Origin of the sequence: Chryseobacterium geocarposphaerae, assembly GCF_002797535.1 — a bacterium.
Lineage (GTDB): Bacteria > Bacteroidota > Bacteroidia > Flavobacteriales > Weeksellaceae > Chryseobacterium > Chryseobacterium geocarposphaerae.
Map to the genome: position 1 here is coordinate 315,393 of NZ_PGFD01000001.1, position 22,938 is coordinate 338,330.

Here is a 22,938-nt window from a genome sequence, read left to right on the forward strand (position 1 = left end):
ATAGATTTTTGAATATATTTTATTGAATAATTAATTTTTTACTGTAATATTTTAAATTTTCTGAATTCAGATTGATGAAATAGACTCCGGCAGGAATTCCTGAAATGTCGATCCCCTTATCTTTTTCTACTTTTTGAGATTCTAAAACAGTTTTTCCATCAGCACTGAAAATTTCAACAGAAATATCTTTGCCTTTTGCACCATCAATAAAAACTCTTTTTGAAGCGGGATTGGGATAAATTTTTATTTGTGGAGAAAGAGTATTTTCCTGTGTAGCCAATGTTCCTGAAGTAATTTTAAATATTTTTCCATTATTAACGGCAGCTACAAATAATTCATTCTGATTATTAAGTCCAAACGTTGAAAAATTGTTCCCGGAGAATGCTGAAGTCCAGGTTATGGAATCATCCGGATTTAAGATTCCGAACTGGGTAGAGCAGTAATCGGCAAAGATATATCTTCCCTGTAAAGTCGGATATTGGGTGCCTCTGTAAATATATCCTCCGGTAATTGAACATTTTCCTCCGGTGTGATTGTAAGCAGCCACGGGAAAAGTCAGCGTTGAAGTACTTGGACAGCCCGTTGTATTGTAAGGAGTATTCCCTTCATAGCATCTCCAGCCATAATTAAGACCGGCTTGAGAAATTGGCTGCCGGTTGATTTCTTCAATCTGACCTTGGCCTACATCTGCAATCATTACATTTCCTGAGGTAGTGTCAAAATTAAATTTCCAGGCATTACGCAGTCCGTATGCCCAGACTTCATCTGCCCCATCTACGCCAACAAAAGGATTGTTTGGTGGTATATTGTAAGGTCCTGTAGAATTAATATCAAGTCTCAGCAGTTTTCCCAGGAGTGAATTTTTATTTTGAGCATTATTGTTTGGATCTCCAGCGCTTCCTCCATCTCCGGTTACAATCCATAAATATCCATCGGGTGCGAAATGAATGCTCCCTCCATTATGATTGTCGAATGGTTTGGGGAGATTCAGGATAATTTTTTCTGTAGTTGGATCAGCAACATCAGGATTTGAGCTGCGGGTATATCTGGCTACGGTAATATTTCCGTTAGTATTATTGTAATACACAAAAAAATAACCGTTTGTTGCATATTGCGGGTGGAAAGCAAGGCCTAAAAGTCCTCTTTCTCCGCCATAGGTTATTTTTGAGCTGATATTCAGGAAATTGGTAGCGTTAGTACTTCCGTTTGATTGTAGAATTTTTATGATTCCATTTTGCTGAACAACAAACATTCTGCTGTCATTCGCATGTGCAATTTCGACGGGAGCTGTAAATCCCGTGGCAAATTCTTCTAAATTAATACTTTGGGCATTAATAATAAGAGAAGAAAAAATACTTGCGCAAAAAAGTAAATTTTTCATAATATTTTGATATTTAGTGTATTAAATCTGAATGAAAATTTCATACCAATCGAATGTTGAAAAATTCACTAAAATATCCTCAAAAAATTATTAAATCTTAAATGAAAATAAGAATGCCGATATATCTGAAAATAAACGATTTCTGTTGTTAAAAATTCATAAAATTCAATAAAATGATTATATTTGCCGACTTAATTTAACGTAGTTATAACAAAATGCAAGGAAAAGGACTTATTACAATTGTCGCTATTGTACTAGGGTTGATTTGCTTAAATGAGCTATTACCAACTTGGTACGCCAGCAAAATTGAAAAGCAGGCAACTGCTATTGCAGGAGACAATCCGGAAAAGTATCAGAAAGAAATTGCAAAGCTTTCTAAGGATACTCTGAACCTGGGATTCACAAAACTTTATTACACTAAAGCCAAAGACAAGGAAATGAAACTTGGTCTTGACTTGAAGGGTGGGATCAACGTTCTTTTGGAAATCAACCAAAGAGATCTTGTGAATGATTTAACCAATTATTCTACCAACCCTGTTCTTATTGAGGCTTTAAACAAAACTGATGAAGCACAAAAGAATTCTACAAAAGCTTACATCGACAATTTCTTCGAACAATTTGATGCTGTAAACAAAGCTAAAGGTACAAACCTGAAGTTGGCAGATCCTGAAATCTTCGGAAATACAACCCTTACTGAGGTGAAGTATAATACACCGGATGACCAGGTGAAAAGCATCGTGAAAAGAAAAATAGATGCATCTGTAGGAACGGCTTTTGAAGTAATCAGAACGAGAATTGATAAGTTGGGTGCAATTCAGCCGAATGTTCAGAGAGTACCTGGAACTGCTAGAATTTCTGTGGAAATGCCGGGAATGAAAGACATCGACAAAGTAAAGAAGATGCTTCAGACTTCTGCAAAACTTCAATTCTGGGAAGTACAGCAAATCACTGAAATTGCTCCTTATTTCCAAACATTGAGCACAATGGTAGCTGCAAAAGGAGATTCTATGGGTGTTGCAAAAAACACAAATTTTGCAAATATCATCCAGGGAGGAAAATCTATGAGTCCAAGTGCGGTTGGAAGTGTAAAATTATCTGATACAGCTGTTGTAAACAAAATTTTGAACAGCAAAGTAGCTCAGTCTTTACGTCCGGCTAACATTAAATATACACAATTCATGTGGGGTTACAAACCTGAGGCTACAGATACTGAAAGCTTAGTATTGTACGCAATCAGAGGTAACATCAACCAAAAAGCTCCGGTAGACGGTGCTGTTGAAACGGCTAACATTAGTTATGATGAGCTAAGCAGAATAGTAGTAGACATGCAGATGGATTCTAAAGGGGCTAAAGAATGGAAAACATTAACAGAGAAAAACGTTGGTAAACCAGTTGCGGTAACATTGGACGGTAGAGTTTATACTGCTCCGAACGTTGTAGGTGCAATTCCTAATGGTAGAACTCAGATTTCTGGTAACTTCTCTCAGGAAGAAGCTAAAGAATTGGTAGACGTATTAGGAGCGGGTAAATTACCTGCAGGTGCAAAAGTGGTTCAGGCTACAGTTGTAGGGCCATCTTTAGGACAAGAATCTATTGATGCAGGTCTGATGTCATTCATGATTGCATTTGCTATTATTATCGTTTATATCATTTTCTACTATGGTGGAGCTGGTGTTTATGCGGTAATTGCAATGGTTATTAACTTATTCTATATTTTCGGTATTATGGATTCGGGAGATTTCACTCTTACCCTTCCTGGTATCGCGGGTATCGTTTTAACGATGGCAGTTGCGGTCGATACGAACGTTATCATCTATGAAAGAACAAAAGAAGAATTATTTGCAGGCAAGAGTATTCTTGAAGCTTATAAAGATGGTTTCAAACATGCGTTGAATGCGATTATCGATGGTCACACAACTACTTTCTTAACGGCGGTTGTATTGTTCTTCTTCGGAACAGGACCTATCAAAGGTTTCGCTTTGACCTTGATGATTGGGGTTGCGATGACATTATTCACGTCTGTATTGCTTTCGAGAGTAATGATCTTCTCAAGATTAAATAAAGGAAAAGGACTTTCTGTTTGGACTCCTGCAACAAAGAACCTATTCAGAAATACCTGGATCGATTTCATCGGAAAAAGAAAATACGCTTACATTTTCTCTGCTGTGTTAACGCTGGTTTGTATCATTTCAATTGCAACTCACGGGTTCAAATATGGTATTGATTTTACCGGAGGTAGAAACTATGTGGTAAGATTTGATAAAGACGTTAAAGCTGAAGATGTTGAAGATAAATTAGTAGCATTATTCAAAACTGAAGATGGAAAGAATTCTTCTGTTGAAGCTAAAACTTTTGGAAGCAACAATCAGTTGAAGATCTCTACAGATTACCTTATCGAAGATGAATCATTAAAAGCTGACCAAATCATTGAGCAAAAATTGTTCGAAGGATTAAAAGCAAACTTACCTGCAGGAACTACATTGAAAGATTTCAAATCTGCAGATAAAGAACATGCTGGAATTATTTCTTCTGAAAAAGTAGGACCTTCCGTAGCAGATGATATTAAAATTCACGGTATTTATGCAGTTTTAGGAGCGTTAGGAATTATCTTTATCTATATCTTATTGAGATTTAGAAAATGGCAGTTCTCTTTGGGTGCGGTTGCTGCGCTATTCCATGATGCCGTAATCATTTTGGGAGCCTATTCATTGCTTCATAAATATATGCCGTTCAACATGGAGATCAACCAGGATTTCATCGCTGCGATCCTGACGGTATTAGGATACTCAATCAACGATACGGTAATTATCTTTGACAGAATTAGAGAATACTTAAGAGAGAAAAAATCTTTAACACTAGCTGGACTATTTGATGATTCTATTTCTAGTACATTAGGTAGAACATTCAACACCTCATTTACTACAATCTTGGTAATTTTGGCGATCTTCATATTCGGTGGAGATAATTTGAGAGGATTTATGTTTGCGATGTTAATCGGTATCGGATTCGGTACTTACTCATCCATCTTCGTGGCATCGGCAATCGCTTATGACTTCCTTAAAAAAGGAAAAGAAGAGGAAGTACATGGTAAATCTACTTCAAACAAAGAAGTACTTGCTTCAAAATAACTTATACTACAATAAATAAGAAAAAAGCCTTTCAAACCTGAAAGGCTTTTTTTGTGCGTAATGATGAATGACTCGAAATTTTATTTGAAGCTTTTCCCGCTTTCCGCACTCGCTACTTTAATTTGTTTCGGCAGCGGCGGCAAAGCCGCCGCTGCCGAAACAAATTAAAATGAGCTCAAACAATTACTGCAATCGGGGCTAGACTAAAGTCATTCATTTCAATTTGAAGTATCTTGTAAAATTTGTCATCGTTCAAAATCAATTTAAATAATATGGTTTTAGCCACCAAACGATTACTAACTATCAGTAAAAATCTAACATCCAATTAATATAATTTAGAATCATTATTTTTCCTTATTTGATTATTTTTGCACAGTTATGGAAAACTCAAAGAAAAAAGCCGCTATTGGCTTCATATTTATTACGTTATTGATTGATATTACGGGATGGGGGATCATCATTCCGGTAGTTCCGAAATTAATTGAGGAACTTATTCACAGTGACATAAGTGAAGCTGCCAAATATGGAGGTTGGCTGGGTTTTGCTTATGCATTTACACAATTTATTTTCTCTCCGGTTGTCGGGAATTTAAGTGATAAATTCGGACGAAGACCGATTATTCTTATCTCGCTTTTCGGATTTGCAGTTGATTATATTTTCCTGGCTTTAGCACCCACCATTTGGTGGTTGTTTCTAGGGAGGGTTATTGCGGGAATTACCGGAGCCAGTGTTACAACAGCGAGTGCTTATATTGCGGATATTTCAAGCGATGAAGACAGAGCCAAGAATTTTGGTTTGATTGGCGCCGCTTTCGGACTAGGATTTATTATCGGACCGGTATTAGGTGGAGTCTTGGGACATTACGGTTCAAGAGTTCCTTTTTACGCAGCGGCAGGATTGTGTTTATTAAACTTTCTTTATGGGTATTTCATTCTTCCGGAAAGTCTGGATAAAGATAAAAGAAGAGAATTTAACTGGAAAAGAGCTAATCCGATCGGATCATTTAAGTTTTTAGGAAAGCATCCCGAAATTTCGGGTCTCATAGTTTCTTTGATATTAATCTACATTGCAGGACATGCTGTACAGAGTAACTGGAGCTTCTTTACCATGTACAAATTCAGCTGGACTGAAAGAATGGTGGGGATTTCCCTCGGAGTTGTAGGTTTATTGGTGGGATTAGTTCAGGGAGGTTTGATTCGATGGACAACACCAAGATTGGGCGAACAAAAAAGCATTTATTACGGATTGGCCTTATATGCCATCGGAATGCTGTTGTTTGCTTTTGCCTCACAAGGCTGGATGATGTTCGTATTCCTTATTCCTTACTGTTTGGGAGGAATTTGCGGTCCGGCTTTACAATCAGTCATTACGAAAAGTGTTCCTTCGAACGAACAGGGAGAATTGCAAGGAGCTTTAACGAGTCTAATGAGTGCAACTTCTATTATCGGGCCTCCGGTGATGACGAATTTATTTTATTTCTTTACCCATGACGAAGCGCCCTTTAAGTTTTCAGGAGCACCATTCTTCTTAGCATTTGTATTAATGGCTGTAAGTGTAATTATCACTTATTTTAATTTTAAAAACAAGGATTCAGAAAAAGAAAGTATCAAATAAAAACAAGGGGATCAAATTTGATCCCCTTGTTGCTTTTGAAGAAGTATATGAATTTATGAAATGAATTTTACAATAATTGATGTTTTAAATATAATAAAGTATTTGAATTAAATCAAATTTAAGTGAATTAATTTTTCTTTAACAATTTAAATTGCTTATTAAAGGAGAAATTAATAGGTCCTTTGGACTGTGTTCGCATCCTTAGGCTCTGTCGGAATAGCAATCATATATTGAATTGTCTTAAACTCAAATAATAAAGCTTAAACTCTAAACCAGATATTTAACCCCTTATTGTTTAAATTCTTAAAATTTATTTAAAATTGATATATAGCATAATACAATTGCATAATCTTTCGTAATTTTGGCAAATGGAATTAAGCATTGGAGAAATGGCATTGATTGCCGTAGCAATCGTTGTATTATTCGGACCGGATAAACTTCCTCAGATTGCGCGTGACTTGGGAGCAGGCGTAAGAAAAATGCGTGGTGCAGTGGAAGACATCAAAACGGAGATCATGAAAGAAACCGATAATCCTGTTTCTGAGATCAAGCGTGAGATTGAAAAAGTAAAAGATGCTGCCAAAGATTTTAATCCCATGAAAGATATTGAAAAAGATATCTTAACCGAACCTTCTTCCACGAAAACAGAGCAGGTGCAAATTAAACCTTCAGAGGATGAAACGTATGAAGGACCTGTAAGCAGATAAGATAGAGTATGGAAGAAATCATTCAGGAAGATAAAAGCGTATTTTTATATCTAAATAACCTAGGAAGTTCCTCTTTCGATCAGTTTTGGATGCTGATTTCAAGTACCTGGATTTGGGTTCCGCTTTATATTATTTTCTGTTATTTACTTTTCAAAAATTATAAGCTAAGATCTTTTGTCTTTATATTAATATTTGTCGCGATCGGAGTTACTATTTCTGATCAGTTAGCAGGTGTATTTAAATATGGAGTTGCGAGATTAAGACCTTGCCATGACCCTAGTTTACAGGATCACATGAGAATTGTGAAATGTGGAGGTCAGTTCGGTTTTTATTCGGCACATGCTTCAAACACTTTCTTTTTAGCAACTTATTTAAGTTTTTTATTAAAAAATAAGCTAAATTGGTTTCCTTATTTTATATTTGTGTGGGCTGCAATCGTAGCATACAGCAGAATTTATTTAGGTGTGCATTTCCCGATAGATATTTTGGTGGGGGCGTTTGTTGGATCTTTATTGGGAGGGCTTTTTGCTATGCTCGCCAAAAAAGTGATCAACAAACAAACTAAAACTATATGAAAACAAAACTCCTATTTTTTACTTTCGCCACTTTTTCAGTGGTTCAATTATTCCACGGACAAGACAAAAAAACAGCAGAAGAATGTTTCAGTAAGGCCGACTATAAATGTGCTGAAGAACAATATACAAAGCTTGCTGAAAAAGAACAAATTCAGAAATTTCAGTCAGAATATTACGATAAACTCGGAACTTCACAACGCAGATTAGGTAAAACAACTCAAGCATTCAAATCCTATGAATCTGCTTTAAAATCAAACCCGAAATCTGTTTCTGTATATGAAAATCTGGCGTCTTTGCATAATCTGAAAGGAAGTAAAACGAAAGCTTTAGAGTATGTTAATACAGGGATATCATTAGAGCCAGAGAGTGCTAATCTTTATTTACTCCGGTCCAAAATATATGACAATCTAGGAAAGAAAGATTTGGCGCAGAAAGATTTACAGCATATTTTAAGCTTTGCTCCTGATAATATTCTTGCAAGAACCGGACTGGCGAATCTTAAAAAAAGAAACGGCGATCTTGAAGGTGCTTTAAAAGATTATAATCAGTTAATTTCTGAAAAGCCCGAATCATTATTATACAGCGGGAGAGGGGATATTTACCTTAAAATGAAAAAAACAAAAGAAGCGCTTGCTGATGTTAATAAATCAATTTCTGTTGATCCGAAATTCGCTCAGGCTTACGTTACCAAAGCTCAGATTCTGTTTGATACGGCAAAACCTAAAGAAGCATGTACGAATTTAGATAAAGCAGTAAGCTTAGGTTACGAAAAAGCCCTATTACAGGAGTATTATGCTAAATGTGAAAAAAATAATTGAGTTAAATATACTATATGAAATTCCCAAATCTGAAACTATTCGCTATCACAGTTTTTACTCTTGGAGCAATGACTTTTGCAAATGCTCAACAGGCTGAAACAAAGACTCAGGAGAATTCCCTTTTGGTAGCAGCTTTGAAAAAAGCTGAAGAACCTGCTTCCAAATCAATTTTTTACATTGATAAAGAAGAAAGCAGTATTGAAGCTGTAAAAAAAGTTCCTTACAAAAATATAAAAAATGTAACGGTGCTTACAGATGATAAAATCAAGAAAAAATTCAAAGAAAAAGGAATCACCCAAATAGTGATGGTAAATACAAAAAAATAATTTTATATTCACTTGGTACATCCTTTAAAAGAATGTGCCAAGTGAAAATATTGAGATATTTAATCGTTATGATATGGTTTTCCCTGTAAAATCTGATCAGCACGATACAACTGCTCCACAATAAACAAGCGGATCATTTGATGGGTAAATGTCATTTTAGATAATGACATTTTTTCATTGGTCCTGTTATAAATTTCATCAGAAAATCCATAGGCTCCCCCAATTAAAAGATGAATCTTTTTTACAGAGGAATTCATCCACATATCTATTTTTTGTGCAAATTCACGGCTGGTAAACTGTTTTCCTTTCTCGTCCAGAATCACAACCAGATCATTTTTATCAATGTGGTTCAGAAAAAGTTTTGCTTCTTCCTTTTTAAGAAGATCAGGAGTAAGGTTTTTAGCATTTTTTACATCCGGAATTTCGATAATTTCAAAATTCCAGTGTTTAGGGAGGCGTTTCAGATAGTAACTGATTAATGACGTGATTTCTTTATCATCAGTTTTTCCGATACAAAGCAAATTGATCTGCATTTCCTGGCTTTAAATATTTACGGGGACAAAGATATTCATAAATTAAAGAAAGACATAATTCACAGTGTTTTTAAACGTTTTCAAATTTAAAAATCATTACTTTTGTTAGAACACCAATCCGATGCAAGTAAAAATCCTTTCTTGTCTGCTTTTTTGTTTTTCATCAGTTTCTTACGCTCAGGAAATTGGTGAAACCCGGGATGAAAAATATCTAGAAGAAGATAAAAAGAAAGTTTCGGTGGTGACAGGATTGAGCTACATTCACAATATTTTCGGATTGTTATATCAGGATAAAATTTTTCGATTAAGGCCCAATGACGCATTTTACACCGAATTTTTCTTACGCTATAGATGGCTGGATGTGAGTTTTTCATTGGCTCCGAAACTCACAAGAATCAATAATGATGACCCGGAAAAAGGAAAATCAAAATACTTTAATGTAGGATTTACTTTTTTTGTGAGTCCGAAACTCCGGCAATATGTTTATTTTAGTCAGGTAAAAGGATTGTATTTTCAGGATACCAAAGAATTTATGCGCCTGATTTACGGTGATGCTTATAATGAGGAAGGATATCTGCAGTTTCCTGATGCTAAATACAGATCTTTTAAAGGAGAAACAAGTTATTTGCTACTGGGAAATAAAAACGATTACAGAAGTTTTAACAATATGACGTATGAGCCACTGAAAGACGTTTTTATTGTAAGTACAGGTCTGTTTTATCAGTATAATATTCTCAGTGACTTTAACAAAACAATTTATCAGGGTGAAATCTTTAATGAAAGTGGTGACAATTCTCCTTCAAAAGATTTCAGAATTGCTTTAAGATCGGGTGGAGGAGTACAGAAGAAAATTGAAGGGAATTGGTATGCAATATTGGAGGCTTATCCTGAATTTTATTATTCGAAACTAATTGGTGAAGACTTTCATGATTTTAATGTAGGGCTTTACTCTAATGCGAGAATGGGGTATGACAATGGAAAATGGTTTTTCGGAGGAGGATTTCAACTGAACTGGATCAACAGTTCTAATGAGAATTTTTACTCAACAACACAATGGTTGTTTCGGATGGGAATTGGTTTCCGGTTTAATTCCCCTACATTTGTAAACAGAAACTTTGATAAAATAGATCATATTTTAAAATAGAACATGGGTATAAAACTTCCTAGATTTATCTTGAAGATTCAAGAGTTTTTTGATGGTATTCATATTCCTGTTTTGGGAATATCGCTTTGGCAGATGTTTCAGATCTATATTTCAGGTATTTTTAAAGGAAAAATAGGCAGAAAAGCAGCGGCAATTTCCTGGAGCTTTACCATAAGTTTGTTTCCTTTTCTTCTTTTCCTGCTTTCCGTATTGCCTTATATGCCGCATTATGACAAGCTTCAGTTTTATATTTTTGAAGTTTTAATGCATAATGTTTTCCCATCCAATATGGAAGGAGATGTAAGAGGGTATATAGAAACCAATATTATTCCCAATATGAAAGGGATCAGCAATCTTACGATTATTCTGGCTTTGGTTTTTGCTACAAATGGTACTTTCTCATTAATTAATGGCTTTAATGAAAATTCTGAAGAAAAACTGACAGATGTAAAAGAATTTATTCTTTCTTTTTTCATTACCATCGGGTTTATTTCCATTGTATTTCTGACGCTTTTCGGAGTATACTATGTAGAGGTTGTTATGAAACTTTTTACACCGTCTTATGACATTTCATGGCTGGTGGATAACCTTTCAAAGATCATTGGATTCGTTTCATTTCCTTTGTTTTATTTTATCCTTTTAGCTTTATTTTACTGGTTGGGTACCGTGAAGATTATAAGATTCAGACAGGCGATTCCCGGAGCGATTCTGACGACAGTTTTATTTGTCCTTACAACCTATATTTTTGCCATTTATGTGAAAGATATTGCAAGGTATAACGTTTTATACGGCTCTATCGGAAGTATGATTCTTCTGATGGTTTGGGTAAATGTAAATGTATACCTGCTTCTATTCGGAAATGAGCTCAATATGGCCATAAGAAAATTAAGGCTTGAAAAATTACTTTCCGATGAACTTCAAAAAGAAGCTTTGGTGTATAAGGCTGCAGTTAAAGAACCTGATCTGGAAAGTGATGAAGAACATACCAGAAAATTAAATCAGGAAAACGATTCTAAAGCTTAAGATTACGTTAAAAAGTTTTTCTGATTTTTAGTCTTCTGAAAATTTCTTAGAGCTTATTTTCAAAATCATATATCCTAAAAAAGCAGATAAAAAAGAAGCCACCAATATGGCGAATTTGGCCTCATCCTGAATCTGTATTTCTGTTTTAAAGGAAAGTAAAGCGATAAAAATAGACATCGTAAAGCCAATTCCTGCCAAACAGCCTACTCCAATCATTTGCATCCATGAGCTGTTCTGTGGCAGCGAGCTTAGTTTAAATTTTATAGCAAGAAAAGAGAACAGGTTAATGCCAATAAGCTTACCTAGAACTAATCCGCAGACAATTCCGAGTCCTAACGTATTAGTGAGTCCTCCTATCATTGTAGCATTGAATGTGATATTAGTGTTGGCAAGCGCAAATATGGGCATGATTAAAAAACTTACCGGAACGCTTAATGTATGTTCAAGTTTTTCTAAAGGCGATATTTCTGTATCAGATTCATTGGTGGGAATTGAAAAGGCTAATAAAACACCTGCAATAGTAGCATGAATTCCTGAATGATGAAGAAAATACCATAAAAATATTCCCGGAATAATATAGAAAATAAGCTTAGTAACTTTAAAAAAGTTTAAAATAAATAGTAATAAAGTCACTCCTAAAGAAAGCAGTAAATACACCCAGTGTATCTGATCTGTATAAAATATTGCTATTACGAGTATTGCTCCTAAATCGTCTACAATAGCCAGAGCAGCCAGAAAAATTTTAATAGAATTCGGAATCCTGCTTCCCAGCATGGAAATAATAGCCAAGGAAAATGCAATGTCAGTAGCCATGGGAATTCCCCATCCGTTTTCGTATTGAGTACCAATATTAAAAATAGTGAAAATGACAGCCGGAACAATCATTCCGCCGATAGCAGCAAAGATAGGAAGAGAAGCATTCTTAAACGAAGAAAGTTCTCCTTCAATAATTTCTCTTTTAATTTCAAGACCTACTAAAAGAAAAAAGACAGCCATTAAACCATCATTGATCCAGACGCTTACCGGATATTCTAAATGAAAAACAGAAACACCTATTTTTTTATCTAAAAAACGCTGAAAGCCATCACCAACAGACGAATTGGCGATGAGTAATGAAATTATAACACATAAAATGAGCATAATTCCTGAAAACTGACTGTTATTAAAGAATCTTTTAAAATATAAAGTCAAATTCATATCAATCCCGATTATATTCTTCTTATCCTTGAAACACCATTGATTGCTTTAAGTTTTTTAAAGGTTTCTTCCAGCTGGCTTCTGTTCTTCACTTCAAGATTAATGGTACCGTTGAAAACTCCGTCATTGGATTCAATAGACATACTTTTCATATCCATTCCCATTGCTCCGCTTATGACAGCAGTTATATCATTAATCATTCCCATTCTGTCCAAGCCTTCAATTTCAATTTTTATTCTGTTTTTAAAGCTTTCCGCATTCACCCATTTGGCAGGAATTACACGGTAATCGTACTGAGCCCGAAGATTGATAGCATTGGGACAGTTATCGCTGTGTACTTTAATACCGTCAGAAATAGTAATAAATCCAAAAATTTTGTCTCCGGGAATTACCGTACAGCATTTTGCATAACTATAGTTCAGTTTTTCTTCATCTTTTCCAAAGACGATCATATCCAGATTCTGCTCTTTAGGCTCTTCATAATGAACATTTTTTGAAGGCGATTTTCTGAACCTGGAAAGTAAGTTGTTGAAAACGTTTTTACTTTCAATATATTTTCTCAGGCTGCTTGCATCCAGTTCATTATTCTGGAATTTAAGAAATAGTTCCTGGGAGCTCTTAAGATTGAAGAATTTTTGGAGCTTATTAATTTCCTCATCATTGAAATTGATTTTAGCATGGCGAAGCTTTCTTTGAAGAATTTCTTTTCCTTCTTCTACCAGCTGATTTTTTTGAGAGTTCAAATAGCTTTTAATCTTCGACTTTGCTTTGGAAGTCACTACAAATTCAAGCCAGTCAGATTTAGGCTTTTGATTTTGTGAAGAAAGAATATCCACCTGATCCCCGTTTTGGAGAATATAAGAGATAGGAACCAGCTTTCCGTTTATTTTGGCACCTAAGCATTTCATTCCTAAATCCGAGTGCACTGCAAAAGCAAAATCGAGCGCGGTAGCATTGGTTGGTAAAATTTTAATCTCACCTTTAGGCGTAAATACAAAAACCTCTTTTGAGTATAGATTAAGCTTTATGTTGTCCAGTAGTTCAGATGTAGAAAGATTTTGTTGTTGTTCCAATACTTCCCGGATCTCTGTTACCCAATTTTCAAAGTTACGGTCTTCAGAGCTTTGTTTGTAGCCCTCTTTGTATTTATAATGGGCTGCAACTCCTTTTTCGGCAATTTCGTCCATTCTTTCGGAGCGGATCTGAACTTCAATCCATTTTTTATCAGGGCCAAGAACTGTTAAATGTAAGCTTTCATACCCTGTCGAACGCGGTTGCGTAATCCAGTCGCGCATTCTTGAAGGATTACTGTGATAAACATCCGTTACGATAGAATATATTTTCCAGGCAAGAAATTTTTCATTCTTCGCATCCGATTTGTAGATAATCCTAATCGCATAATTGTCGAAAACCTCTTCAAACGAAACGCCTTGTTTCAGCATTTTTCTGTAAATAGAAGAAATTGCTTTTGCACGGCCTTTAATTTTGAAATTGAGTCCTTCTTCATGCAGTTTTTCAGAAACTTCTTTTTTAAACTCTTCAATATACTTTTCACGGCTTTCTTTGGCTAATTCCAATTTTTCCGCAATCTCATTGTAAATATCAGGATTGTTGTATTTTAAAGAAAGATCTTCAAGCTCAGATTTGATGTTATACAGTCCTAAACGGTGAGCCATAGGAGCATAAATATAAACCGTTTCGGAAGCAATCTTTTTCTGCTTATCCGGAGCCATACTTTCCAGCGTACGCATATTGTGAAGACGATCTGCAATTTTAATGAGAATAACCCTGAAGTCTTCGGAAAGCGTTAAGAGTAATTTTCTGTAATTCTCAGACTGCACCGAAATATTCTGATGATTCATGATGGAAATCTTGGTGAGTCCATTTACGATATTGGCTATTTTTTCACCAAAAATTTTCTTCAGATCTTCATAGGTATAATCAGAGTCTTCAATAACGTCGTGTAAAAGAGCACAGGCAATAGAAGTGGCTCCCAAACCAATTTCTGTAGCCACAATTTTAGCAACAGCAATAGGATGGTAAATATAAGGCTCTCCGGTTTTCCTTCTTTGCTCTTTGTGGGCATCTAATGCAATATCAAATGCTTTTCGGATGAGTTTGTTGTTTTCCTCATCCAATGTTCTATATGTATTGGAAATTAAATCTTTATATCTTGCAAGGATCTCTTTATTTTCTTGCTCTAAGTCGTAACTCATGTGAATGCCTATGTTATAAGACGAATATACGAAAAATAAAGAACTTTTCAAATAAGAAAATCCGCAGAATAATCTACGGATTCCTGGTTATTAGAATTATCAGAATTTGTATTTTATCAGAATTTTACTTCGGAATCTATGCCGCTGCTTGATCCTTTTATTCTTACTTCAGGACTGGTATGGATTTCAGCCTTATTTCTTGCGTCTATATATCCTTTTAAATGAGTGTAATCAGCCTGATCAATACTCATATCTTCAAATAGATAGGTTTTATGAACGGCGTTTTGGGTGAAAATATCTTTTGCCATATTTGCTTGGCTAGTATCTTTTACGGCTACACTTACAAGATACTGAGAATGATGAGGTGAATCATTCAGGTATACTATATAATCAGAACTTGGGAAACCTGAGTTTTCTAAATCGGTTTCAAGCTTTTTGTAATCGCTGTGATGTTCAAATAATCCAGCTAATATATTTGACATAAGCAATATGTTTTAAATTGTACTTAAAGGTAGTATTATTTTTGGTATAAATTAAATTATTTTTAATAATTTTTAACATTTTATATGTTTATCTATGTTAATTGATTGAATGTGTAGTTTTCTTCTATTGAACGGTTGTTTAAATTTTCAAATTTGCAAATAAAAAACGGGCCGTAAAGCCCGTTCCCCTGATTTCTCAGTTCATATAGTTTAGTTAATTCGTTCGTTTTTAATTTCCTCTACAATTTCAGGATTCAATAAAGTGCTGATATCTCCGAAATTACTGAAATCACCTTCTGCAATTTTTCTCAGAATTCTACGCATGATTTTTCCTGAACGGGTTTTTGGAAGCCCGGAAACAAACTGGATTTTATCAAGCTTGGCAATAGGTCCGATCTGGTCTGAAATTAACTGATTGATCTCTTTAACCAGATTTTCCTGCTTTCTGTCAGCTCCTGTGTCTTTTAAAATAACAAATCCGTATAAAGCATTTCCTTTAATATCATGAGGATAACCTACAATTGCAGATTCCGCTACAGCCGGGTGTTCATTGATGCTGTCTTCAATCGGGGCGGTTCCTAAATTATGTCCGGAAACAATAATTACATCATCTACACGACCTGTAATTCTGTAATAGCCAACTTCATCTCTTAATGCACCATCACCTGTAAAATATTTTCCGGGGAAAGCTGAGAAATATGTTTCTTTATATCGTTGATGGTCTCCCCAGATGGTTCTTGCAATTCCCGGCCATGGAAAACGGATACAAAGGTTTCCCGTTACCTGGTTTCCTGAAATTTCATTGCGTTTATCATCCATTAGAACGGGTTGAACTCCTGGTAAAGGCAGGGTGGCATAGGTTGGTTTTGTTGGAGTCACAAAAGGAAGTGGTGAGATCATAATTCCTCCTGTTTCAGTTTGCCACCAAGTATCAACAATTGGGCATTTTTTCTTTCCGACGTGATCATTAAACCAATGCCAAGCTTCATCATTAATAGGTTCACCCACAGACCCTATTACCTTTAAAGAGCTAAGATCATGTTTATCCACCCATTCTGTACTTTCTTTTGCTAATGAACGAATAGCAGTTGGAGCAGTGTAGAACTGAGTGACTTTATGTTTGTCAATAACTTCCCAGAATCTGTCTGGCTCAGGATAAGTCGGAACTCCTTCAAAAATAACCGTTGTTGCACCGTTTAAAAGTGGTCCGTAAAGAATATACGAGTGTCCCGTAATCCATCCGATATCGGCAGTACACCAATAGATGTCATTTTCTTTATAATTAAAAACATTTTTAAAAGTATAAGCGGTATAAACCATATATCCAGCACAAGTATGAAGCATTCCTTTAGGCTTTCCAGTAGACCCTGAAGTGTACAGAATGAATAACGGATCTTCTGCATCCATAATAATGGTTACGAAATCTGCTGAAGCTGTTTCATACAGATCTTCCATCCAGAAATCTCTGTGCTCTTTCATTTTGATTTCGTTATTGGTTCTCTTTACCACCAAAACTTTTTCAACACTAGGACTTTTTTCTAAAGCTTCATCAACGATACTTTTTAAATCTAAAACTTTACTTCCTCTGTAGCTTCCGTCTGAAGTGATTACCATTTTTGCGCCACAGTCATTTACTCTTGAAGAAACTGCAGATGCTGAAAATCCTGCGAAAATTACCGAGTGAACAGCACCTAATTTAGCACAAGCCAACATGGTTATGGCCAGTTCAGGGATCATCGGAAGATAGATACAGACTCTGTCACCTTTTTCAATACCCATTTCCTTCAAAACATTGGCGGTTTTGTTGACCCTCGTGTATAATTCATTATAAGAAATGTGTTGTGCTTCCTCTTTAGGATCATTGGGTTCCCAGATAATTGCTGTTTTATCGCCTCTTACCGACAAATGTCTATCCAGACAGTTTTTCGTAATATTTAATTTAGCATTTTTGAACCACGTGATTTTGGCCTCATTCATATCATATTTTACGACCTTGCTCCATCTCTGATACCACACAAAGTTTTGGTCAGCTATATTATCCCAGAATTTTTTAGGATTTTTGATAGACTTTTTATATTCTTCAAAATAATGTGGTAAATCTTCAATCAGGTAATTTCTCATATTCCTTTCGTTTTTGAAATTTGAATTTTGTTTATATTAAATGTATGCTTAATTTCTTATTTTAGCCTTATATTCTGTGATTTTTTCCTGAATTTCTTCAATGATTTTTTCGTCATCAATCGTTGATGGAATCTGGAATTCTTTTCCATCTAATAGGGTTCGTATTAATTTTCTTAAAATTTTTCCGGATCGTGTTTTCGGTAAACGTTTTACGGTCATCACATTTTTAAGACAGGCAACTGCTCCTATTTTTTCACGAACTGTTTTTACAATGTTTTTTTCTACCTCTTCTTCGGAGATTTGCGAGCCATTTTTTAAAACAATCGAAGCAAAAGGGATTTGTCCTTTCAGTTCATCATCAATTCCGACAACGGCACATTCTGCAACATCAGGATGCGACGAAACAATTTCCTCCATTTCCGAAGTGGAAAGCCGATGTCCGGCAACATTAATAACATCATCAACCCTTCCTGTGATGAAAATATATCCGTCTTCATCTTTTATGGCACCATCTCCTGAAAAATAATAACCGTTGTACTGTGATAAATAACTTTTTTGAAAACGGTCTTTATCATTCCAGATTCCCAGTAAAGCTCCTGGAGGAAGCGGAAGTTTGATGACCAAATAACCTTCATGATGCGCATCAAGTTCGTAACCGTTTTCGTCAAAAATTTTAATATCATATCCCGGAATTGGTTTTCCTGCGGAAGCTCTTTTGATTTTATAATTTTTGTCAAAAGTCATTAAGCCCAACATCGGCCAGCCGGATTCCGTCTGCCACCAATGGTCAATCGCAGGAACTCCGATATGTTCTGCAAACCAGTCTAACGTGGCAACATCGCATCTTTCACCTGCCAGAAACTGCTTTTTGAAATGACTTAAATCGTATTTTTTTACCAGTTCACCATTCGGATCTTCTTTTTTTATAGCACGAATTGCTGTAGGAGCCGTAAACATCACCGAAACTTTATATTCCGAAATAATTCTCCAAAAAGTTCCCGCATCTGGTGTCATAATAGGTTTTCCTTCAAAAATTATCGTGGTATTTCTGTTAATCAACGGACCGTAAACCGAAAAACTGTGCCCAACCGCCCAGCCAAAATCGGAAGCTGCCCAATAGGTTTCTCCCGGTTCAACGCCGTAAATATATTGCATGGAAAATTTTAAAGCCGTTGCATAACCACCTGTATCTCGTGTGATTCCTTTTGGTTTTCCTGTTGTTCCAGAGGTATACAGTAAATAAAGTGGGTGGGTGGATTCTATTGAAACACAATCTGCAGGTTCTGATTTTTGAACAAGTTCTTCATAATCAATCAGCCCTTCAAACATTTCATGTTGATTTTCTGCTAATTTTCTATTGTAAACGATAATGTTTTCAACTTTATCCTGAGCCAGTTCTATTGCTTTTTCTACCAACGGCAAATAAGGAATTCTCTTTGCGATTTCAACTCCCGCGGTTGCAGTAATAAGGGCTTTTGGTTTACAATCATCAATTCTCACGACCAATTCATGCGGTGCAAAACCTCCAAAAACGACATTGTGAATCACCCCGATTCTTGCACAGGCCAACATCGCAAATAAAGTCTGCGGAATCATCGGCATGTAAATAACAGCTGTATCGCCTTTTTGTAAGCCTAAAGAAACCAAACCTCCCGACAGTTTTGAAATTTCTTCTTTTGCCTGATTGAAAGTATATGTTTTCTTCTGATTGGTGACAGGAGAATCATAAACAATGGCGGTTTGTTCGCCGAAACCGTCTTCAATATGCTTGTCAATACACAAATAACACATATTCAGCTTTCCGTCTGAAAACCACTGAGTGTAATGTGTTTCATCTTTAGAAAGAATCTGCGTAGGAAATTCAAACCAGTCGATTTTCTGAGCCTGTTCTTTCCAGAAATTCTCTTTATCTTCTATGCTTCTTTGAAATAGCGTATCTGCATCCATATCAATTTTGCGTTTATTTTTTAACGTTCTGTCATTCGACGAAGGAGAAATCTATTAATTTGATATAGATTCTTCTCTCTCATTTCGTTCAGAATGACATTTAGGACATATTTTTCAGTCTTTTATTTTCTTTGTCATTCCAGGTCTACTCAAACATTTCTTCAATCTGCTGTATCAGTTTTTTGATTGAATAAGGTTTTGTGACATACGCATCGGCTCCCATTTCCAGTCCTCTCTCAATATCTTTCGGATTGTTTTTTGCACTCAGGAAAATGACTTTTGTATCTTTTAATTTTTTGTCTTGTTTGATGAGCTCCAATGTACTGTACCCATCAAGGTTGGGCATCATTATATCCAGTAGAATTACATCAGGGACCATCGTTTTTAAAAATTCCAGTACTTCGGTTCCGTCTCTTGCGATGAAAACATCATAACCGTTTTTCTTGAAACTGTATTCCAATGACATTAATATTTTGTGTTCATCATCTGCAATAATTATCTTTTTCATGTTGTGTGTTTAACTATGTTCAACTTCATTTTTATTCTTTATTTTTTCGGGAAGAGAAATCGTAAAAGTTACGCCCAGTCCGCTGTTTTCTGCTTTTATCGTTCCGCCTTGAGCCTGAACTATTTTTTTAGAAATGGCTAGCCCGAGTCCACTTCCTGTCGGTTTTAAAATATTCTGATTTTTCGACTGGTAAAATTTATCGAAAATCATTTCCAGATCTTCTTCCGGAATATGTTTTCCGGTATTGAAAATCTTAACGATTAATTGGTTGTTCTTTTCAGACAGTTTGGTTTGTATAGTCCCTTGTTCATCGGTGAATTTTAGGGCATTTCCTAAAATATTCTGAAATAATTGAATCATTCTGGCTTCGTCGTATTCAAACAAAAAATTGTTGAGAAGATTTACTTCGCTTAAATGGATGTTTTTCTGCTGAATTAAGTGAAGAAGCGGGTTTAAAGCTTTTTTATAGCTTTCAATAATGTTATTTTTTTGAATATTTAAAACAATTTCACCATGTTGGAGTTTATCCAGATACAGGATGTCGTTAATGATTTCGCTCAGCCTGTCCGATTCTGTGATGATGTTATTCAAAAACTCTTTTTTGATTTCTAAAGGAATATCGTCATCATCAGCCAAAATTTCTCCCGCTGAACGAATTGCAGTGATTGGTGTTCTTAATTCATGGGCAACAGAATCGAGAAAATCGTCTTTCTGGTGATCTTTGATGATTAAACTTTCATTGGCTCTTCTTAAATCGTCGGACAGTTTTTGAAGTTCTTCGGACTGTTCTGTAAGCTTTTTATTGAGGGTAATATTTTCTTTGGATTCCTCTAAAATATTAAGGACTTCCTTTAAAGATATTTTATCTTCTTTCGTTACGCCTTCAATCAAAATTTTCGCAGAAGCCGTTCCGATCCGTCCTGCTAAAAGGTTTTCCGAAAATTTAATAAACCTTGAATCGGCAGTTTCTGCCTGAGAATCGATATTGTACTTTAAATTAAAGATTCTTAATGCCTGTTCGGTTTTGTTTTTACCTAAAAATCTTTCCAGAATGCTTTTAATGTCCGAGACATAAGCCGTTCCTCGCCAAATGAATGCGTTTTCATGGTTTTGGATATATTTGTCAATATCAACATACAATTCAGCAAAATTCCGCTCACGATAGTTACCTTTACTGCTCACAGAAAGAATGGCAAATAAACCGGTATTGACCAAAATTGACCAAAAGAAAATCTGCGGAATCCTGCTTAAAAAAGAAATTTTAAAGAAATCAAAAGCATCATACATATCTCTTAAAGCTCCTTTGAACTCCTGGTTATAAGAGAAATAATATTGTGGAATGATCAATCCGAAATAGCAAATGGCCAAGCCTGCTAATAACCCAATCACTGCACCTTTATAGCTTCCTCTTCGCCAGAAGATAGCACCGAAAAATGCAGGAGCCAGTTGTGCAATCACAACAAATGAAATCAATCCAACCGAATCCAGCGAAGTTTTTAAAATAAAATATTTATAAAAAGCAAAGGCCATGATAATCAGTGCGAAAATGCTGAATTTCCTGATGTTGGTAATGAGTTTGGTATTCTGAACTTCATTTTCGGATTTAAGCTTTCCTAATAATCCGTAAGGAATAATTAAATTGTTGGAAAGCATGATGGATAAAGTAATGGCCGAAATAATAATCATCGAGATGCAGGAGCTTAATCCTCCAAGGAAAACCAAAACAGTAATTAGGGTATTATTAAAATGTTGAGGTATTAAAATAGAGTAGAATTCCGGGTTTACTTTTTGCCCGTCAAAAATTAATCTTCCGCCCCAAGCAATCGGGAAGATAAAAACAGTAAAAATCAATAAATAAAGCGGGAAAAACCAGATTGCTGTTTTGATGTGTTTTTCCTGTCGGTTCTCAACAATTGCGGTGTGGAACTGTCTCGGAAGAATACAGATTGCGGTTCCTGAAATCATACATAATACCATCCAGTTCATCGCATCTTCAACTCCGTTGAAAGTGTTTTTTGCTTTAAAATCTTCGAACTGGCTTGCTTTCTGATAGATGTCTGAAAATCCGTCAAATACAAAATAAATAACGAATAATCCTAAAATAATAATGAAGAACAGTTTTAGAAAGCTTTCTAAGGCAATCGCAGAAATGATTCCTAAGCGTTTTTCGGAAGCATCAACATATCTTGTCCCATAATAGGAAGAAAATAAAGCGATTAAAACAACAACAAAAGTAGCGTTATCGGTTAAAATATCACTAGACATCGGTGTTTCTGTTACCAAATGAAAAGTTTCTGAAATGGCTTTGATCTGCAAGCCAATATAAGGAACAATGGCCAGAAGACAAACAATGGTAATGATGGCACTGAAACTTCTGCTGTTCCCATATCTTAATGAAATAAAGTCTGCTAAACTGCTGATTTTATTCACTCTTGAAATTCGTACAATTCTGGTATTAATGTAAATCCATGCCGGAATAATAATGATAGGCCCGATGTAAATAGGAAGGTAATTGAGTCCGCTGGTTGCAGCAACACCAATACTTCCATAATACGTCCAGGCTGTGCAGTACACGGCCAGAGAAAGCGCGTAAATGTAAGGATTGTTGATCCAGAGCTTACTCTTCTTCTTCTCCGCCAAATAAGCGACTAAGAACAAAAGGGCCAGGTAAAACAAAACCACCGTAAATAACGCGAAACTACTCATCATATTTTTTTACGATTACAAAAGAAATAATGATGGAAACCATCCAGACAACGAAAATGTAAATCAAGATCATTGGATAACCAAAAGCCTCCCTTTCACTGTTGAACAACAATGAAACAGGAATGCTAAATGCGATCAGAAGTCCTATGCTCAGGATGATTAGCTTTTGTTCGTGTCTTTTTTTCATGATCTATAAAAAATAATTGACGGACAGATTCTATCCGCCAATTATCACTAACTTATTGTTTAAACTTTGTCGTCAGAATATTCTCCGGTTAAAGAGTAATAGCCGAAAATCGCCATTCCGCCTGAAATTATCGGCATCAAAACGAATAGAATGATGATTCCGAAAACCAGATCTTCCTGTTTCCCCGAGGTGATTTTTGGAATTCCCAACACTGTAATTCCGAAATATCCCACTACCAAAGCGATGGCTATCCAAAGTATGCCTAATATTTTTTTGAGTCCGTTCATTTTCGTTGTTTTAAAATTAATAAAAATTTGAGTGATTC

Annotated in this window: 17 protein-coding genes and 2 pseudogenes; 8 read left to right on the plus strand and 11 right to left on the minus strand. The window is 35.5% G+C overall.

Annotated features, from left to right (window positions below; all coding sequences use genetic code 11):
* Window positions 1-19: 19 nt before the first annotated feature.
* Window positions 20-1,381: a PQQ-dependent sugar dehydrogenase gene (locus tag CLV73_RS01410; protein WP_100375120.1), complete on the minus strand. Its 1,362-nt coding sequence runs from the start codon at window positions 1,379-1,381 to the stop codon at window positions 20-22.
* A gap of 215 nt (window positions 1,382-1,596) precedes the next feature.
* On the opposite strand from CLV73_RS01410, the gene secD reads away from it, so the two are divergent.
* The 6 genes and pseudogenes from secD to CLV73_RS01440 all read left to right on the plus strand — a co-directional run bounded on the left by secD (window position 1,597) and on the right by CLV73_RS01440 (window position 8,549).
* Window positions 1,597-4,509, plus strand: a complete 2,913-nt coding sequence (gene secD, locus CLV73_RS01415) for a protein translocase subunit SecD (protein ID WP_100375121.1) — start codon at window positions 1,597-1,599, stop codon at window positions 4,507-4,509.
* A gap of 372 nt (window positions 4,510-4,881) precedes the next feature.
* Window positions 4,882-6,123, plus strand: a pseudogene (locus CLV73_RS01420) (TCR/Tet family MFS transporter); the annotation flags it as partial.
* Between the two features lie 368 nt (window positions 6,124-6,491).
* On the plus strand, window positions 6,492-6,830 hold the full coding sequence (locus CLV73_RS01425; RefSeq protein WP_100375123.1) for a Sec-independent protein translocase subunit TatA/TatB: 339 nt from the start codon (window positions 6,492-6,494) through the stop codon (window positions 6,828-6,830).
* A gap of 8 nt (window positions 6,831-6,838) precedes the next feature.
* Window positions 6,839-7,405, plus strand: a complete 567-nt coding sequence (locus CLV73_RS01430) for a phosphatase PAP2 family protein (protein ID WP_100375124.1) — start codon at window positions 6,839-6,841, stop codon at window positions 7,403-7,405.
* Window positions 7,402-8,223, plus strand: coding sequence for a tetratricopeptide repeat protein (locus CLV73_RS01435; RefSeq protein ID WP_100375125.1), 822 nt, complete (start codon window positions 7,402-7,404; stop codon window positions 8,221-8,223). Before CLV73_RS01430 ends, CLV73_RS01435 begins: the two co-directional genes overlap by 4 nt.
* A 14-nt stretch (window positions 8,224-8,237) precedes the next feature.
* Complete coding sequence (locus tag CLV73_RS01440; protein WP_100375126.1) at window positions 8,238-8,549, plus strand: hypothetical protein; 312 nt, start codon at window positions 8,238-8,240, stop codon at window positions 8,547-8,549.
* A gap of 59 nt (window positions 8,550-8,608) precedes the next feature.
* Here the strand turns inward: CLV73_RS01440 and CLV73_RS01445 are convergent, their stop codons facing one another.
* Window positions 8,609-9,082, minus strand: coding sequence for a 23S rRNA (pseudouridine(1915)-N(3))-methyltransferase RlmH (locus CLV73_RS01445; RefSeq protein WP_100375127.1), 474 nt, complete (start codon window positions 9,080-9,082; stop codon window positions 8,609-8,611).
* Window positions 9,083-9,203: 121 nt separating this feature from the next.
* On the opposite strand from CLV73_RS01445, the gene CLV73_RS01450 reads away from it, so the two are divergent.
* Together CLV73_RS01450 and CLV73_RS01455 are read left to right on the plus strand one after the other, a co-directional pair.
* Window positions 9,204-10,226, plus strand: coding sequence for a DUF4421 family protein (locus CLV73_RS01450; RefSeq protein WP_100375128.1), 1,023 nt, complete (start codon window positions 9,204-9,206; stop codon window positions 10,224-10,226).
* A gap of 3 nt (window positions 10,227-10,229) precedes the next feature.
* Window positions 10,230-11,249 (plus strand): YihY/virulence factor BrkB family protein, encoded by a 1,020-nt coding sequence (locus CLV73_RS01455; protein ID WP_100375129.1) that lies wholly within the window; start codon window positions 10,230-10,232, stop codon window positions 11,247-11,249.
* 27 nt (window positions 11,250-11,276) lie between these two features.
* Here the strand turns inward: CLV73_RS01455 and nhaA are convergent, their stop codons facing one another.
* From nhaA to CLV73_RS01500, 9 genes and pseudogenes are all read right to left on the minus strand, one after another.
* The gene (gene nhaA, locus CLV73_RS01460; protein ID WP_100375130.1) at window positions 11,277-12,446 is read right to left on the minus strand and encodes a Na+/H+ antiporter NhaA; all 1,170 of its coding nucleotides are present in this window, start codon (window positions 12,444-12,446) and stop codon (window positions 11,277-11,279) included.
* A gap of 11 nt (window positions 12,447-12,457) precedes the next feature.
* Window positions 12,458-14,662, minus strand: coding sequence for a RelA/SpoT family protein (locus tag CLV73_RS01465; RefSeq protein WP_100375131.1), 2,205 nt, complete (start codon window positions 14,660-14,662; stop codon window positions 12,458-12,460).
* A gap of 116 nt (window positions 14,663-14,778) precedes the next feature.
* A complete protein-coding gene (locus CLV73_RS01470) occupies window positions 14,779-15,144 on the minus strand; it encodes a hypothetical protein (protein ID WP_100375132.1) in 366 nt (121 codons plus the stop codon).
* A 210-nt stretch (window positions 15,145-15,354) separates the two neighbouring features.
* Window positions 15,355-17,283, minus strand: a pseudogene (gene acs, locus CLV73_RS01475) (acetate--CoA ligase); the annotation flags it as partial.
* 30 nt (window positions 17,284-17,313) lie between these two features.
* Window positions 17,314-19,212: an AMP-binding protein gene (locus tag CLV73_RS01480; protein WP_100375134.1), complete on the minus strand. Its 1,899-nt coding sequence runs from the start codon at window positions 19,210-19,212 to the stop codon at window positions 17,314-17,316.
* A 145-nt stretch (window positions 19,213-19,357) separates the two neighbouring features.
* Complete coding sequence (locus tag CLV73_RS01485; protein WP_100375135.1) at window positions 19,358-19,720, minus strand: response regulator transcription factor; 363 nt, start codon at window positions 19,718-19,720, stop codon at window positions 19,358-19,360.
* A gap of 9 nt (window positions 19,721-19,729) precedes the next feature.
* Window positions 19,730-22,426: an ATP-binding protein gene (locus CLV73_RS01490; RefSeq protein WP_169925749.1), complete on the minus strand. Its 2,697-nt coding sequence runs from the start codon at window positions 22,424-22,426 to the stop codon at window positions 19,730-19,732.
* The gene (locus tag CLV73_RS01495; RefSeq protein ID WP_100375137.1) at window positions 22,419-22,613 is read right to left on the minus strand and encodes a hypothetical protein; all 195 of its coding nucleotides are present in this window, start codon (window positions 22,611-22,613) and stop codon (window positions 22,419-22,421) included. The genes CLV73_RS01490 and CLV73_RS01495 overlap by 8 nt, the downstream gene beginning before the upstream one ends.
* A gap of 59 nt (window positions 22,614-22,672) precedes the next feature.
* Window positions 22,673-22,900, minus strand: a complete 228-nt coding sequence (locus CLV73_RS01500; RefSeq protein ID WP_100375138.1) for a DUF6814 family protein — start codon at window positions 22,898-22,900, stop codon at window positions 22,673-22,675.
* Window positions 22,901-22,938: the final 38 nt, after the last annotated feature.

What these genes read in the sequence shown, in the direction of transcription:
- CLV73_RS01495 (WP_100375137.1), bottom strand. Translation starts at nt 22,613, where the DNA reads ATGAAAAAAAGACACGAACAAAAGCTAATCATCCTGAGCATAGGACTT.
- CLV73_RS01465 (WP_100375131.1), bottom strand. Translation starts at nt 14,662, where the DNA reads ATGAGTTACGACTTAGAGCAAGAAAATAAAGAGATCCTTGCAAGATAT.
- CLV73_RS01410 (WP_100375120.1), bottom strand. Translation starts at nt 1,381, where the DNA reads ATGAAAAATTTACTTTTTTGCGCAAGTATTTTTTCTTCTCTTATTATT.
- CLV73_RS01500 (WP_100375138.1), bottom strand. Translation starts at nt 22,900, where the DNA reads ATGAACGGACTCAAAAAAATATTAGGCATACTTTGGATAGCCATCGCT.
- CLV73_RS01425 (WP_100375123.1), top strand. Translation starts at nt 6,492, where the DNA reads ATGGAATTAAGCATTGGAGAAATGGCATTGATTGCCGTAGCAATCGTT.
- CLV73_RS01470 (WP_100375132.1), bottom strand. Translation starts at nt 15,144, where the DNA reads ATGTCAAATATATTAGCTGGATTATTTGAACATCACAGCGATTACAAA.
- secD (WP_100375121.1), top strand. Translation starts at nt 1,597, where the DNA reads ATGCAAGGAAAAGGACTTATTACAATTGTCGCTATTGTACTAGGGTTG.
- CLV73_RS01485 (WP_100375135.1), bottom strand. Translation starts at nt 19,720, where the DNA reads ATGAAAAAGATAATTATTGCAGATGATGAACACAAAATATTAATGTCA.
- CLV73_RS01490 (WP_169925749.1), bottom strand. Translation starts at nt 22,426, where the DNA reads ATGAGTAGTTTCGCGTTATTTACGGTGGTTTTGTTTTACCTGGCCCTT.
- CLV73_RS01430 (WP_100375124.1), top strand. Translation starts at nt 6,839, where the DNA reads ATGGAAGAAATCATTCAGGAAGATAAAAGCGTATTTTTATATCTAAAT.
- CLV73_RS01480 (WP_100375134.1), bottom strand. Translation starts at nt 19,212, where the DNA reads ATGGATGCAGATACGCTATTTCAAAGAAGCATAGAAGATAAAGAGAAT.
- CLV73_RS01440 (WP_100375126.1), top strand. Translation starts at nt 8,238, where the DNA reads ATGAAATTCCCAAATCTGAAACTATTCGCTATCACAGTTTTTACTCTT.
- CLV73_RS01435 (WP_100375125.1), top strand. Translation starts at nt 7,402, where the DNA reads ATGAAAACAAAACTCCTATTTTTTACTTTCGCCACTTTTTCAGTGGTT.
- CLV73_RS01450 (WP_100375128.1), top strand. Translation starts at nt 9,204, where the DNA reads ATGCAAGTAAAAATCCTTTCTTGTCTGCTTTTTTGTTTTTCATCAGTT.
- CLV73_RS01455 (WP_100375129.1), top strand. Translation starts at nt 10,230, where the DNA reads ATGGGTATAAAACTTCCTAGATTTATCTTGAAGATTCAAGAGTTTTTT.
- CLV73_RS01445 (WP_100375127.1), bottom strand. Translation starts at nt 9,082, where the DNA reads ATGCAGATCAATTTGCTTTGTATCGGAAAAACTGATGATAAAGAAATC.
- nhaA (WP_100375130.1), bottom strand. Translation starts at nt 12,446, where the DNA reads ATGAATTTGACTTTATATTTTAAAAGATTCTTTAATAACAGTCAGTTT.